The 13,562-nt window shown below is 57.9% G+C and carries 12 protein-coding genes and 3 pseudogenes; 9 read left to right on the top strand and 6 right to left on the bottom strand.

Annotated elements, in window-relative coordinates; genetic code table 11:
- Positions 1-23: 23 nt before the first annotated feature.
- Complete coding sequence (locus ACP7E0_RS30835) at positions 24-1,628, bottom strand: adenylate/guanylate cyclase domain-containing protein (RefSeq protein ID WP_426130680.1); 1,605 nt, start codon at positions 1,626-1,628, stop codon at positions 24-26.
- 197 nt (positions 1,629-1,825) lie between these two features.
- Positions 1,826-2,716: a DMT family transporter gene (locus ACP7E0_RS30830; RefSeq protein WP_426130678.1), complete on the bottom strand. Its 891-nt coding sequence runs from the start codon at positions 2,714-2,716 to the stop codon at positions 1,826-1,828.
- 75 nt (positions 2,717-2,791) lie between these two features.
- Here ACP7E0_RS30830 and ACP7E0_RS30825 point away from each other — a divergent pair, with 75 nt between their 5' ends.
- On the top strand, positions 2,792-3,658 hold the full coding sequence (locus ACP7E0_RS30825; protein WP_426130676.1) for a LysR family transcriptional regulator: 867 nt from the start codon (positions 2,792-2,794) through the stop codon (positions 3,656-3,658).
- Positions 3,659-3,765: 107 nt separating this feature from the next.
- Positions 3,766-3,879, top strand: a pseudogene (locus ACP7E0_RS30820) (methyltransferase); the annotation flags it as partial.
- A gap of 141 nt (positions 3,880-4,020) precedes the next feature.
- On the opposite strand, the pseudogene ACP7E0_RS30815 reads toward ACP7E0_RS30820, so the two are convergent.
- Positions 4,021-4,517 (bottom strand): annotated as a pseudogene (locus ACP7E0_RS30815) (hypothetical protein); the annotation flags it as partial.
- Positions 4,518-4,833: 316 nt separating this feature from the next.
- Between ACP7E0_RS30815 and ACP7E0_RS30810 the strand changes: the two are divergent.
- The 4 genes from ACP7E0_RS30810 to ACP7E0_RS30795 all read left to right on the top strand — a co-directional run bounded on the left by ACP7E0_RS30810 (position 4,834) and on the right by ACP7E0_RS30795 (position 6,361).
- Positions 4,834-5,301, top strand: a complete 468-nt coding sequence (locus ACP7E0_RS30810) for an ankyrin repeat domain-containing protein (protein WP_426130674.1) — start codon at positions 4,834-4,836, stop codon at positions 5,299-5,301.
- Positions 5,298-5,561 carry a hypothetical protein gene (locus ACP7E0_RS30805; RefSeq protein WP_426130759.1) on the top strand — a complete coding sequence of 88 codons (264 nt, stop codon included), beginning with the start codon at positions 5,298-5,300 and terminating at the stop codon, positions 5,559-5,561. The genes ACP7E0_RS30810 and ACP7E0_RS30805 overlap by 4 nt, the downstream gene beginning before the upstream one ends.
- Before the next feature lie 55 nt (positions 5,562-5,616).
- On the top strand, positions 5,617-5,820 hold the full coding sequence (locus tag ACP7E0_RS30800) for a hypothetical protein (RefSeq protein ID WP_426130672.1): 204 nt from the start codon (positions 5,617-5,619) through the stop codon (positions 5,818-5,820).
- 73 nt (positions 5,821-5,893) lie between these two features.
- Positions 5,894-6,361 carry a hypothetical protein gene (locus ACP7E0_RS30795; protein WP_426130670.1) on the top strand — a complete coding sequence of 156 codons (468 nt, stop codon included), beginning with the start codon at positions 5,894-5,896 and terminating at the stop codon, positions 6,359-6,361.
- A 390-nt stretch (positions 6,362-6,751) separates the two neighbouring features.
- Here the strand turns inward: ACP7E0_RS30795 and ACP7E0_RS30790 are convergent.
- The 3 genes and pseudogenes from ACP7E0_RS30790 to ACP7E0_RS30780 form a co-directional block, all read right to left on the bottom strand.
- Positions 6,752-7,063: pseudogene (locus ACP7E0_RS30790) on the bottom strand (ATP-binding protein); the annotation flags it as partial.
- A 309-nt stretch (positions 7,064-7,372) separates the two neighbouring features.
- Entirely contained in the window at positions 7,373-7,732 is a 360-nt protein-coding gene (locus ACP7E0_RS30785; RefSeq protein WP_426130668.1) for a DUF3095 family protein, read from the bottom strand.
- 105 nt (positions 7,733-7,837) lie between these two features.
- A complete protein-coding gene (locus tag ACP7E0_RS30780) occupies positions 7,838-8,233 on the bottom strand; it encodes an Ohr family peroxiredoxin (protein WP_426130667.1) in 396 nt (131 codons plus the stop codon).
- Positions 8,234-8,561: 328 nt separating this feature from the next.
- Here ACP7E0_RS30780 and ACP7E0_RS30775 point away from each other — a divergent pair, with 328 nt between their 5' ends.
- The 3 genes from ACP7E0_RS30775 to ACP7E0_RS30765 all read left to right on the top strand — a co-directional run bounded on the left by ACP7E0_RS30775 (position 8,562) and on the right by ACP7E0_RS30765 (position 13,307).
- Positions 8,562-9,869, top strand: coding sequence for an epoxide hydrolase family protein (locus ACP7E0_RS30775; RefSeq protein WP_426130666.1), 1,308 nt, complete (start codon positions 8,562-8,564; stop codon positions 9,867-9,869).
- 78 nt (positions 9,870-9,947) lie between these two features.
- On the top strand, positions 9,948-10,373 hold the full coding sequence (locus ACP7E0_RS30770; RefSeq protein WP_426130664.1) for an Ohr family peroxiredoxin: 426 nt from the start codon (positions 9,948-9,950) through the stop codon (positions 10,371-10,373).
- 87 nt (positions 10,374-10,460) lie between these two features.
- Positions 10,461-13,307, top strand: coding sequence for an ATP-binding protein (locus ACP7E0_RS30765; RefSeq protein ID WP_426130662.1), 2,847 nt, complete (start codon positions 10,461-10,463; stop codon positions 13,305-13,307).
- Positions 13,308-13,562: the final 255 nt, after the last annotated feature.

Below are 13,562 nucleotides of genomic sequence, written 5' to 3'. Positions count from 1 at the left end.
TTAGTAATATCTGCAATCTGCTTCTAGCTTTTCACTCCGTAGAGATGAACGCTGGAACTACGACCTCTAAGTTGTTGCTCTCCCATGTCTTCGAAATCCTTTGCAACGTCCCTGCCACCCTCTGTCTCCAAAGCAGCCATGACTTCGCCGGTAACCAGGATGGACGCGGCAAGTGAGCGGCACTTTCCTTCGACCCGGCTTGCTATATTTACAGTGTCGCCGAGAACAGCGAACTCAAGCCGGTGTTCGCTTCCGATATCTCCAATGATCACATGTCCGGAATGAATCCCGATAGCGACCCTAATGGCGCCCACATCAGACCGGTTTGCGCGCAGATTCCATTCCGCAACAGCATTTTGCATCGATAGTGCGCAACGAATGGCGTTGGTGCAATCGAACGGCCCAGACTGGGGCGATCCAAAGACAGCCATCAGGCCATCGCCAAGAAATTTGTCGATGGTGCCATCGTTCGCAAAAACCTGCTGACTGAGGATTGATAGCAGCTCCCTCAACATGTCGATTACCGTTCGGGGCATGTTTTCTGCGCAAAACGTCGTGAAGCCGATCATATCGACGAATAGAACGGAGGCAGCCTGATAACGATCAGACGACAGAGGCTTTTCGATCGAAATCATATGATCGACAAGTTGCGGCGAGAAGAAACGCGCCAGGTTGGCCCGTTCGCGCTCCACCTGGCGCATACGGTTCTCAACCAGCTGGCGATCGGTGAGATCCCGAATGAATCCGGCGTAGAGTATTTCGTTGCCTTGATCGACCTGAACGAGAGCCAGTTCGATTGGAAACTCGGTTCCGTCGGCGCGGAGGGCTGACATTTCGCGCCGCACCGCTGGCAATCGAAGCTGCCGGTCTTGTGTCGCTGCCTTGAAGCCGCGTTCATGGCTCGCTCGCAGTTTCTCAGGGACAATCAAATCGGAAATCGGCCGACCGATGACATCAACGCGAGACCGACCGAATATCGCCTCAGCTGCCGGATTGAAGTCCCTGGCAATTCCATCACCGTCAATCACGATGATCGCGTCCAGGGCGACGTCCGCCATTGCAGCCCTCAGCTTCTCATTCCGATGATATTTTTGCGTCGCTTCTTCTCGCGTGGCAGATGCGCCGATCAACGCTGCGGTTGTTTGGAGAAGATGGATCTCGTCGATGGACCATTCCCGCTCCCGAACACAATCATCGAACCCGAGATGCCCCCACCAAGCGCCGTTGACCAATATCGGCATCGACATGAAAGACTTGATCTTTTGATAATCGAAGTCTTCTTTGAGCACGCCTTTGAGGTCACGGGTGTGGCCTTTAATAAGCTGACCGCGCCTGCGGCTCACTATCCACGAATCGAATATTGGATCGTAGTTCTCGATGATCTCTCGTTTATATCGAGCCGATTTGGCAAGCCGATCGAGGCCCTGGGCTGCCCAGTCGTGGAAACAGCCGTGCGCAAGCATGCCATCTTTGGTTTGCTCGACTTCGAAAAGGTAAACGCGACTGACGTTGGCGGCACGACCCAACCTCTCCAGCAATGCGTCGATACCGTCTCGCCAATCGGATGCTTGCGCCATCGTCGTTGCAGCAAGTGTAATTTCCGCAAGAAGCACGCTATGTGAAGTCAAATTCCGCGTCCCGCAATGTGTCGCACTTTGACAGAGCCGTTTACCTCGCAGAGAAACTTAAGCTGCGCGCTGTTCGCTCAACTGTATCATTCGGCAATCTACACCGTTTTGGAGACGCTTCTAGTAAGCCTATTGGCGTACATTCGTCGGCGCAATGCCGAGATCCGTAAGCAGCGTGCGCCACGTCCTGCAGGCGGCTATCGCCTGCCGAGCGTGTTCACCGTAATGACGCCACCGAGCGCAAAAGCACCACCAACCAGCGTTGCAATCGCCGGCACCTCGCCAAGCCCGGCCCAGGCGAAAAAGACAGCGCACGGCGGAATGAGATAGAGGAACTGGCCCGCCCGAGCGGCACCAAAGCTTTTGAGCGCAAATGTCCAGCACGTCTGGCCGATGGCGGCAGGCGCGATAGCGAGGAAAAGAACAGCGCCGACAGTCGGCTGGGAGGCTGCGGAGAGTTGGCCAATACCCGCCGGCAGCCAGGGAAGCAGCGCGATCGTACCGGCAAGGATCACCGCAGCGGTGACGGAGATGGAATCGTACCGGGCAAGCAGCGGCCGCTGCAGCACCGAATAGGACGCCGCACTTGCCGCCGCGCCGACGATCAGCATTGCTCCGGCACCGAACGTCATACCGTCCGGCTGGCCGGACGCGATGACCGCAACGCCCCCGAGCGCCAGAAGCGCGCCGCCCCAGGCCCAGAGACTGAACCGCTCCTTGAGAAAGACAACGGCGAGCCCGACCATGAACAGCGGCTGGGTGTTGACGATAAAGCTTGCGGCTCCCGCCGAGACCGTCGCCTGTCCGGAGTTCAGAAGCACATTGTACGAGGCAATGCCGAGCATGCCGCAGATTAGGATAACGGCGAGATCACGCAGCGAGAACCGAGGAGGCCGCCGCCACAGTAACCACGCGATGGCAAGCAGGGAGGCGACCGCGAAGCGAACGCTCGCCATAGGCAGGGGGTGCATCTCGCGCAGAGCAAGCCCGATGGCGGCAAACGAGGCTGCCCAGCTGATGACCGTCCCGGCGACAGCTAGGGCGGGCAAAAAGTTTGTCTTGGCTGGTAGGGTTTTTGTCGATGTCATGGCGGTGGTTTGCCACACCATAGACTGTTGACAAATGGCGTATATCGACATTCTGTTGTGCGCATGGAGCACATCTTGCCACCTCTTGAAGCCTTCGAAGCCGTATTGCGGGCCGCCGAGACCGGAACGTTCTCCGGCGCGGCGAATATGCTTGAAATCACCCATGGCGCGGTCAGCCGCCGTATCGCTGTGGTCGAGCGGTGGGCCGGCTTTCGGCTTTTCGAGCGCCACGGCCGCGGGGTACGGCTGACGGAGGCGGGGCAGGACATGGCTGCCCAGCTGGAACACATCCTGCTCCAGCTGCGCGATATGAGCCTCGCAGGCCCGCGCGATGCCAGCCTGCCAATCGTCCGCACCGGTGTGATCAATTCGTTCGCGCGGTTGTGGATGATACCAAAGATGGCCCGGCTGGAGGGCGAACCGAAAGATCTGCATATCCTGCTCGACATCGATTCCCGGCTCATGCCGCTGGCGGCGGATCGGATCGCAATTCGCTACGGCACTGGCCCCTGGCCGGGCAGCCGGACCATACCGCTCACAGGAGAAGTATTCCGACCTTATGCCACGCTCGCGCTCGCCGCCACGCTTCCGCGCGATCCGGAGCCACAGGATATTCTTCTTTACCCACTGATCCATGACCAGCACGATGACGGCTGGCCTATCTGGCTGGACAATGCCCGCCTACCCCTTCGCTCCCAGGACCGACACCTGCCGGGTTACGACCTGACGCTGCTTGCCGCAGCTGAAGGGCTGGGCATCGCGCTGGTGCGCGAGCCCTACGGCACCGAAACCTGCAAAAACCTTGGCCTAGTCCCGGTTTGCGATCGCGCCACCACGAACCCAAAGCGGTTTCATATCGTCACGCACCAAGGCCACCAGTCGGCCGCCGCCCAGAGGCTTGCGGGCCGCATCGCGACGCTGTTTTCCGCCTCGTTACCGTAGTAGGGCACGCGCAGCTACATCGTGCGTTCTACCTACTTGAGCGGCCTCCACAGGAGGCTATCACGAATTTCGGTTTGGAGGGATAGAGGGCGGATGAAGAAACAGCCGTGAATTTCCCAGATTTTTACGACGCTGAGCTCGCCCTCCTCAACGCCCACGTGGCCGCCGCAATCAGGCGGTCTGATTGCGTGCTCGATATTGGTTGCGGCGCAGGCGATACGGCGTCAGGTAACCCGCCTCCACTCCGGCAGTCCCCTTGGTGCCGCGTGCGCGGCATCAGTGGTGCTCGCAACGCTTTCAGACCACAGTGTGTCCTGTAAGGCTGGCTACAACTTCTACCGGCCGGAACGGATAGAAAAGACCGTCACCACGCTCGCACCTAGCTGGCGTGCCTGTAGAAAAACAAGGGCGTCATTGACGCAGCGGCGCTCATGTCCCTGCCCCTTGGGCAGGTTGCTCAAGCGAAAAAGCAGACCCGCCAACACGCCGGCCTGTCCCCAAATGGCTGCATCTGGGGTGTGAAGTCGATGTTCCGGAATGTCATCTAAGGTCCCGGCGATCGTTGTGAGGACCGCTTTTGTAGAGGCATGCTTGGGTTCCAGCCGGCCGCAGGCATGGGTCAGCTCAGACAGGCAGGTTGCCGAATGGTGGCATAGCCGATATGTCAGCAGCATATCGAACTCCACCGGCGAGCGCCCTTGAAGCACATCCAGATAGACACTCGTATCCAGGAACAGTGGCCCTCCGATTGCCGGTTCGTCAGCAACCCAAGGAGATCTTCGTCGGGCCTGCGCTCGAGAGTACGGATGTGCTTCTGGGACTTTATTGACCGGAGGGTTTCGGAGAGATCAAACCCCAAGGTCGATATCCGTTGTGATGCTGCCTTTGCGGCGCACCAGACGCGCACCAAAGTCATCTTGGCTGGCTAGGCACCGCCCGTTACACCATCTAGTCAACTTCGCCGCTTCGCAAACCGGCAGCAAGTCAATGGCCGCAATTTGCGGATGATCTTTGCCGACCTCGTCCGCATTGAGCACCCCGCATGACGAGTGCCAATCGACATTCAGGCTTGCGCTGATTGTCGAAAAGCTCCAGTCTGGCTCCCTCGACCTTGCCGGCTAGGACTGCCCCATCTCTGAAGCCCCGACAGGCCCCCTGCCCCAAATGCACTGACTATGGCTGAAAAACTGGATCAAGAACTACAACGGGCTTTCGTCATCGACGATTTCGAGACGATGAAAGTCCTCGTCAAGCAAGGCATCGACGTGAACTCGGTCGATGCCAGGGATGGCAGCTCGATTCTGCTTCGCGCCGTCATAGAAAACGATAAGAGCACGGTCGATCTGCTGCTTGAAAAGCATGCCGATCCAAATAAGTCGGACCGTCGAAAGATGACACCGCTCCACTATGCGGCGCTTTACAAGCACATCGATGTGGCTCGGGCATTGATCAATGCCGGGGCCTTTGTGGACGCACAGGATCAAGGCGGCAGCACGCCTTTGGCCTATGCGGCAAGCAACAGAAGAGACGGATATCTCCAGATGGTAAAACTGTTGGTTGCTGGTGGGGCAGATGCCGATCTAAGGATCAAGGATGGGAGATCGCTGCTCGAGTTTTACGGAATTTCCTTGAAAGATGTATGACGTATCGGGTGAGAACGCTGATCGAAAAACTCGTGGATAGTGACATACCCACTCCAGCCGATCGCGAGCAATACCTCGGCTATGCCAAAAATGTCCGTGAGGGGCATCACGATGAATTAGATATCACCGGCAATTCGTTCAGCGTGAAATTCACGCGCGAGGGGGTGTTAATAGAGAGTCTCTGGGAGGAAGCCATGGTTCCCGAACGCATGGCACTGGACCAATTCATTGCGGTCATTTCGGCCGCGCCGACGCGCTGAGCGCGTGACAACCGCTCAACTCTCACTGAGAGATCCAACCGCAAGAGGCATCGAAGTGGCAAACGACATTATTCATTATTTTGAGGCAACGCTCTATTTTGACGAGTTGCCCGCTTGGTCGGCCGAGGCATTGATCGAAGCCTGGAGCCTGGAAGGCTATGAATGCGAGAAACTGGACGACAAAGGCGTCTTCCACGGTCTGCGTGGCGCAACCCGCCTATTCGTCGGCAATCCCGCGCCGGTCGAGGCGCTGGGATAAGACCTTCTGCATCGATGCAACGGCTGGATACGACGACCTGTGCCGTGCGGCCCATCAAGCGAAGTTCCGGTTCATGATCATGAACGACGAGAATGATCCCGTAATCGCTCATAATGAAATTGCCACAGCTTTGCTCGGTATTCACCAGGTCACCCCGATGCGCGCGGTTGTGTTGCACTATCTCGACCTGATCGTCGGCCGCGTCAATCTCGACGACTACCTGAGCTACGCCAACAGTCACTTGGAGCAACCGATACAGACAGCGACGATGCTGGCCTTCGGCGCTTTCGTCACCCAGGATGGACTCGTGACGAGGGCTTGGACCACTGGCCTCGACTATTTCGGCCAGACCAATCTGGTCTTAGATGTCCCAAAGGGCGACGCGACAGAAACGCTTCTAGCCATATTCGGTCTCGGGCATCTCGTCGTCCACGGCAGGCGCTTCAATGCCGGAGAAATCATCACTTCGTTTGACCTCTACGCCCGGTTCGAGCCAGCTGATCTCGAGGGGAGACCGATGCTGCGAGTGATCAAGCAATGAAACCAGCCACGCACCGTGAAAGCGTCTGAGCTTTTCGCTGCGGCATCCGGTCGCTGCCGAGCACAGTGGAACAGTGGAACAGTAATCGCCTTTCTGATGAATCAGTCCGGGGATTGGAAACTCTCGCCCACCTTCGACGTCAATTATTCCTACAATCCTGGCGGCGAATGGACCGGTCAACATCAGATGAGTCTGAATGGCAAGCGCGATGGTGCCGAATGGTCGCGTTAAGTCGCTTGCCAAGCCTGACTTAAAGCTCAACGGCTCGAAGTCTGTCTGCATAGGAATACATGAACTACCTCTTGGTGGTCCAAGTTTTCGTCCGCACCCCCGGTATTTCCACCGAGATTTGACCCGCCTTTTAGTTATGTTTCGGGTCCGGTGTAGAGGTCAGTTTCTATTTTTCTCCTTCGTGTTTTTCGGTTCGTGAGCAGAGCTATTCTTGAAGCGGAAGCTATCGTTTCCGGTTTCGAGGATGTGGCAATGACGCGTCAGGCGGTCGAACAGCGCCGTGGTCATCTTGGCATCGCCAAAAACGCTGGCCCATTCGCTGAAGCTCAGGTTGGTGGTGTTGACGACACTGGTGCGCTCGTAGAGCCTGCTCAGGAGGTGGATGAGCAACGCGCCACCTGATGCACTGAACGGCAGGTCGCCGAGTTCGTCGAGGATGGATGTCCCGGCAAAGTACAATCTTGCCGACACACCGAGTGTTGCAGAGTTAGCGTAGGACTACTATTTCAAACCGGAATCCGGTCGCTTGATGGTATCCCCCGCCGACGCTACACCAAGCGATCCTTGCGACGCCCAACCGGAAGATCTCGATGTCGCCTACGCTGCGCACTTCCTCGAACAATCGACGATCCTGCCGGTTTGAACCATCGCCCAAGAATGGGCCGGACTGCGTAGCTTCGCGCCCGATAGAAGCAAAGTTGTAGGCTTTGATCCCCGTGACCCGGCGTTTTTCTGTCTGGCGGCCAGGGAGGTAGTAGCATCCTCACCTCCCCTGCTCTCTCAGCCTGGGCCGCCGGCGGCCGGACCCGCCCGCAAACCAAGTTGGAGAGAGTCGCGCGCGTATGCTGCAGTCTGCTGGAGAGAGAACTGCCGTTGCGATGCCCGTAGGTCGGGTGCAGGGCGAACGCAGCACCTCGCCGCGGAGAGAGTTGAAACTGTTCGACGCATTCCCGAACCCGCGATTGCGGATGCGCCCGCATAATTGACATCCTTGTTGCGACCCGATGCAATCGCCGAGGTTGAATCGATGACATCGGTTATTCCGACAAGCCACTCATCCGGCAACGGTTGGTAGATCGCGGTATCGAGCAGGGCGGCGAAGTCATGGTATGTCTTGCGCTGCGTCGTTAATTTCAACATATGCTCCCTCCAGACCTCCTCACGCCATCGGGGTAACCGATGCCTCGATAACCCAGTGGTTGCCGGGTCTGTCTGCCTCTTGCGGACCGACCCGAGGAACCGCGCTCAGACGAGGTTGGTCACAACGGTGACGTTGCCGTGCGTTGCTTTGGAGTATGGGCAGATGCTGTGAGCGGCGGCGAGCAACTCGTGGGCGATCACAGGATCGACGCCGGGTATGCTGACATTGAAACGGGCGCTCAGGAAGTAGTTGCCGTCATCGACATTGAGGTCAATCTCGGCATCGACTGCAATCCCTGCCGGGAGCTTGATCTGTCTATGCGAGGCGGCTACTTCGATGGCACCCATGTAGCAGGCCGACCAGGCGGCACCGAACAGGTTTTCGGCGGCCGGATGCGGCTGCTTCATCTTGATGTCCAGAAAGCCGTCGCTGCTGCGGGTTCCACCGTCGCGGCCATTGGTGTTGTGTGTCTTGCCAGTAAAGAGAATCTTGTGGGTCATAACGTATTCCTGTCCTAGGTTTTGATGATTGAGCGACTGCACGTTTGTGCTGCTCCAAGAGGTACGCCACCGAGACAGAAACCGCACGTTAGGCGTTGTTAGACGTCAATAGCTGCGATTAGCGACGTCTGCGAGCCATGTGCCTCGGCAGGCTTCAAAGCCCTATTCTGGCAAGGTTTGGACGCCAATCTCGCACTGCTTTTGGCACATCGAGGGCCGCTATCATCATCTAACAACGCCTAACGTGTGCATTCAATGACCCCGGCGTAACCCTTAGAGCAGCACAGGGGTGCAGACGCTCAACCCGATTTTACCGAGGAGAACGATCATGACCGCAATCAAGGCCGACGTTATCGACGAGGACCGCCGCCGGCTGCTAGCCGCCGCCGCATCCGGGATCGCTGTCTTAAGCCTCGCCAGCTTGCTTCCCGCATTTTCGACGGCTGCGGCTGGAACGGAAGCCATCCGCGCGTTTCACGTAAACATTCCGGAAGCGGACCTCGACGACCTTCACAACCGTCTCGCCCACACGCGGTTGCCTGAGAAGGAAACGGTCAGCGACTTTACCCAGGGCGTGCCACTGAAGACGACCCGGCAATTGCTGGATCACTGGCAGAACAAATATGACTGGCGCAAAGTCGAGGCTCGAATCAATGCCGTGCCGAATTTCATCACCGAGATCGACGGGCTGGATATCCATTTCATCCATGTCCGTTCCAAGCACGAAAACGCCCTGCCCCTGATCGTGACGCACGGATGGCCCGGTTCGATCATCGAGCAGTTGAAGATCATCGGCCCGCTCACCGACCCGACGGCCCATGGCGGCAGCGCCTCGGATGCATTCCACATCGTCATCCCGTCGATGCCGGGCTACGGCTTCTCCGGAAAGCCCGAAGCGACGGGATGGGGACCGGAACGCATCGCAACCGCCTGGACCACCTTGATGCGACGCCTGGGCTACACGCAGTTTGTCGCGCAGGGAGGCGACTGGGGCGCTGTCGTGACCGACATGATGGGCGTGCAGGCTCCGCCGGAACTGCTCGGCATCCATACCAACATGCCGGGCGCGATTCCCGACGCCATCAACAACGCAGCCTTTGCCGGAGCCCCCCGTCCAGCCGATCTCTCGGATGAAGAAAAGAGCTCATACGATCAGCTTGTCTTTTTCTACAAGCATGTCTCCTACGCTTTTCTGATGGGAACCCGTCCACAGACCCTCACCGGGTTGACGGACTCTCCGATCGCTCTTGCGACCTACATGCTCGATCACGACGGGGCGAGCCTTGACATGATCGCCCGATCGTTCAACGGCCAGGATGAAGGCCTTACCCCGGACGATGTCCTCGACAACGTGACGCTGTTCTGGCTGACAAACACCGGCGTATCGGCTGCGCGCCTGTACTGGGAGAACAAGCTCGCTTTCTTCGCTCCGAAGGGGGTCAAGGTGCCTGTCGCGGTCAGCGTTTTCCCGGACGAACTCTACCAGACACCGCGTGCCTGGGCCGAAAAGGCGTACCCAAATCTCGTGCACTACAACAAGCTTCCCAAGGGTGGACACTTCGCAGCGTGGGAGCAGCCGAAGCTTTTTACCGACGAGGTGCGTGCCGGTTTTCGAAGCCTTCGCAAATCCGGCTGAACATATGCTGAAGCCTCGGCGCACACACTGTGAGCGCCGATTTCTCCAATGGGCGTATTCCGCTCAAGAGACAAATCCATGAACAAGACCATGCATCTGATCTACACGGCCACCACCGAAACCACTGGAGGACGCGAGAACGGCGTCGCCCGCAGCGCGGACGGTGTGCTCGACATCAGGCTCTCGGATCCCGGTTCGACCCGCATCGGGACCAATCCGGAGCAGCTCATCGCAGCCGGCTGGTCAGCGAGCTTCGCAAGCTCCGTTGCACAAGTGGCTCGACAGACCGGAAAGTCCTTATCCGCCAATGTCAGGATCCATACCGAAGTGGACCTTTCGTCGGACGACGAGGAGTTTATCATCGGCGTTCGTCTGGTCATCCAACTTCCCGGTCTGGAACGCGACGTCGCCTCGACGTTGATAGAAGAAGCACGACGGATCTGTCCGTTTTCAAGGGCGACACGCGGCAATATCGAGGTCGATTTTACGATCATATGCACTTAAGGCGGCCGCGATAGGCAATCGTCTGCGATAGCGCCACAAAGACCGTTGGAGTATAAACGGCCAATTGAAGCGGCTGGGGCGAAGGATATGAACAGTTTCGGCGATGCCAATGCCGATGACCTATCGTTCGGTCCGTTCTGTTTGAGCGTCAGTCAGCGATTGCTCGCGAAGGACGGTATTCCGGTCGAATTGGGTGCGCGTGCCCTCGACTTGCTGGTTGCTCTTACTCTCGCTCCTAACGTGGTCGTCAGCAAAAAGGACCTAATTTCCCGCGTCTGGCCGGATGTCATTGTCGATGAAGGCAGCCTGCGTTTTCACATGACCGGGCTGAGGAAGGCGCTGGGGGACGGACAGGACGGAGCACGCTATATTACGACTGTCGCCGGGAGGGGATATTGTTTCGTAGCGCCAGTTTCGCGATCCGGCCAGCTGCGACACGGTTCTGCGAACGTCGATTTCCGTCATGCCTTACTGCCAGGGCGGCTTGATCGGATGGTGGGACGCGAGCAGGATGTTTTGCGTCTCGCGGAAAAGTTGATGGCGGCGCGAATGGTCACTATAGTCGGCGTCGGTGGCGTCGGAAAGACAACCGTCGCCACCGCAGTTGCACATCACCTCGCACCCACCTTCCAAGGCGCCGTGTTGTTTGCCGATTATGGCATGTTGAGCGATCCGGGCCTGGTCGCAGCCGGGATCGCCTCTATGCTCGGTCTGCCGGTTGGATCCGACGATGTCCGTCCTACCCTGATTGCCTACCTGCGCGACAGGCGGGTCATGCTGATCCTTGATACCTGCGAGCATTTGATAGATGCCATTGCTGATCTCGTGACAACGATTATGCAGGCCGCGCCCCAAGTGTTTCTCCTTGCAACAAGCCGCGAGGCTTTAAGGATCGAAGCTGAAAGCGTTTACAGGCTCGACACCCTCGCCTGTTCGCCGGATGATCCAGAGCTTTCCACCGAGGCCGTTCTGTCCTTTCCAGCAACGCGGCTGTTCATAGAACGTGCGGCTGCGAGCGGTGCATCGCTTAATCTCAGCGATCAGGATGTTCGCATCGTTGCGAGCATTTGCCGAAAACTCGACGGGATGGCGCTCGCCTTGGAACTCGCAGCGCGCCGCGTCGAAAGTTACGGTCTCGTTCAGACCGCCACGCTGCTCGATCAGCATTTGACCTTGGGGTGGGCCGGATCGCGAACAGCACCGCCGCGACAAAAAACGCTGCAGGCAACGCTCGACTGGAGCTTCGGGCTTCTTACAGAAATGGAGCGCATCGTGCTTCGGCGGCTGGCAGTCTTCGTCGGGGACTTCACGCTCGATGCTGCATTGGAGGTGATTTCCACATCGGACACGGATCCCCCGGCTGTCTTCGAAGCGATCGACAATCTCGTCGCCAAATCATTGCTCGCAACCCATCCCCTAGGCGCCACGATGCGCTACCGTCTGCTGGACACGACGCGGGCGTATGCGCTCCAATGTCAAAGCGACGAAGATCGTGCGGGATTGGCTGCGCGTCACGCGATGTATTATCGACGTTGGCTGGAGCAATTCGGACCGGACTGGCCAACGTTGTCGACAGGTCCGGAGCGGCTGCCGTATTTTGTCAGTATCAACAATGTTCGAGCGGCATTAGAGTGGTCTTTCGGGGAATATGGCAATATTGATGTCGGCATCAGGCTTGCGGCTGCCGCAGCGTCGGTTTTCCAGGTGATGTCGCTCTTTCCTGAATGCCAGCGATGGTCGGAACGCGCGCTCCTTGCGATGGATGATGCATCCAAGGGAAGCATCGAGGAAATGCACCTGCAAGCTGGTCTTGGAGTTTCCAGAATGTATCTGCAAGGCGGCCGCGAAACATCGCAAGCCGCTCTCACGCGCGGTCTTCAAATCGCCGAAGAGCGGGGCAATGCACTCGATCAGTTGCGGATATTGGGTCCGTTGAGCATGTTCAACCTCCGTATCGGCGATTTCAACGCTGCCCTTCACTACGCGCGCCGTTGTTCCGAGATTGCCGCAACCATAGAAGATTCTGCCACAGTTGAACTGGGGCACTTCTTTCTTGGAAATTCGCTGCATTTCTCGGGAGATCTGGTCAAAGCGCGTATTGAGCTTGAGGCCGCAGCGCGAAGCGAACCGCGGCCCCAGCGAACCCCTGCAAGTTACGTGGGCTTCGAAGGAAAGCATCTCGCAGGTGGGATACTTGCCCGGAACCTGTGGCTGCAGGGCTATCCGGCGCAAGCTGATGCCCAAGCGCGCCGGGCGATCAGCGATGCAGCAAAACTGGACCATTCCCTTACCCTGTGCATCGCGCTTCTGGGCGGCATTGCTGTCTTCCTGTGGCGGGACGATCTGCCGAGTGCCGAGGAGCATATCGAATGGTTGATCTCGCGCGCAGGGCTACACTTCCTCTCTCCATACGTGTCTGTAGCTCAAGGATTCCAAGGGGAAGTGGCCATCCGCCGAGGCGAGGTGAAACTCGGGATCGAAACATTGCGACGATGCATCGTGAAGCTCCACTCTGCGACTTACGAGGTGTTTACGACCATGCTCGAAATCTCCCTCGTCAAGGGCTTGGCGGCGACCGGCGCGTTCGATGAAGGCTTGGCCAGGATCAACCGAACTATCGAAAACGTCGAGACGTTCGGAGACCTCTGCTATCTGCCGGAATTGCTTCGCGTTAAGGCCAGCCTACTGTCATCCACGCAATCTTCCGACGAAGACGTCGAGGCATGTTTGAGGTTGGCAATCGGTAAAAGTGCGACCATGGGCGCACGTGCGTGGGAGCTCCGAACCGCGACTGACCTGGCGGTGCTGTGGACTGCCGACGGCAGGCTGCGCGAGGCGCGGGCATTGTTGAAGCCGATTTTCGAGTATTTTGATGAGGGTCTGGATACGACGGATGTAAAGGCAGCGAAAACACTATTGGAAGCGCTGTCATAACCTCCCATTAAGAGGTCCCAACGCCCTGAACGGGTTCGAACCAGGGCCTCTGTCGTTCAAATTGTATAACGTCTTAAATGCGCCAAGGGCGATCGTTGGGAGCGCTGCGGACGCAGCTAAATCCCACGATGTGCGGGATGGCCAAGAACACTGAGAGCGTGCCGATGCGGTATCAGGATGGGCTGAAGTGCACATTGATCAGCTTATTCCCACGCCGTGCACGAAAATGACCAGGATCCTGATGACGGTGCCGCG

It is taken from the genome of Pararhizobium sp. PWRC1-1 (assembly GCF_049897905.1).
Classification (GTDB): domain Bacteria; phylum Pseudomonadota; class Alphaproteobacteria; order Rhizobiales; family Rhizobiaceae; genus Pararhizobium.
Note: the sequence above shows the minus strand (reverse complement) of the source record. Positions and strands in the feature narration are given on the sequence as shown.

Coding starts and splice junctions, on each gene's coding strand:
- ACP7E0_RS30830 (WP_426130678.1), bottom strand. CDS start 2,716: ATGACATCGACAAAAACCCTACCAGCCAAGACAAACTTTTTGCCCGCC.
- ACP7E0_RS30810 (WP_426130674.1), top strand. CDS start 4,834: ATGGCTGAAAAACTGGATCAAGAACTACAACGGGCTTTCGTCATCGAC.
- ACP7E0_RS30805 (WP_426130759.1), top strand. CDS start 5,298: ATGACGTATCGGGTGAGAACGCTGATCGAAAAACTCGTGGATAGTGAC.
- ACP7E0_RS30795 (WP_426130670.1), top strand. CDS start 5,894: ATGATCATGAACGACGAGAATGATCCCGTAATCGCTCATAATGAAATT.
- ACP7E0_RS30785 (WP_426130668.1), bottom strand. CDS start 7,732: ATGTTGAAATTAACGACGCAGCGCAAGACATACCATGACTTCGCCGCC.
- ACP7E0_RS30780 (WP_426130667.1), bottom strand. CDS start 8,233: ATGACCCACAAGATTCTCTTTACTGGCAAGACACACAACACCAATGGC.
- ACP7E0_RS30775 (WP_426130666.1), top strand. CDS start 8,562: ATGACCGCAATCAAGGCCGACGTTATCGACGAGGACCGCCGCCGGCTG.
- ACP7E0_RS30770 (WP_426130664.1), top strand. CDS start 9,948: ATGAACAAGACCATGCATCTGATCTACACGGCCACCACCGAAACCACT.
- ACP7E0_RS30765 (WP_426130662.1), top strand. CDS start 10,461: ATGAACAGTTTCGGCGATGCCAATGCCGATGACCTATCGTTCGGTCCG.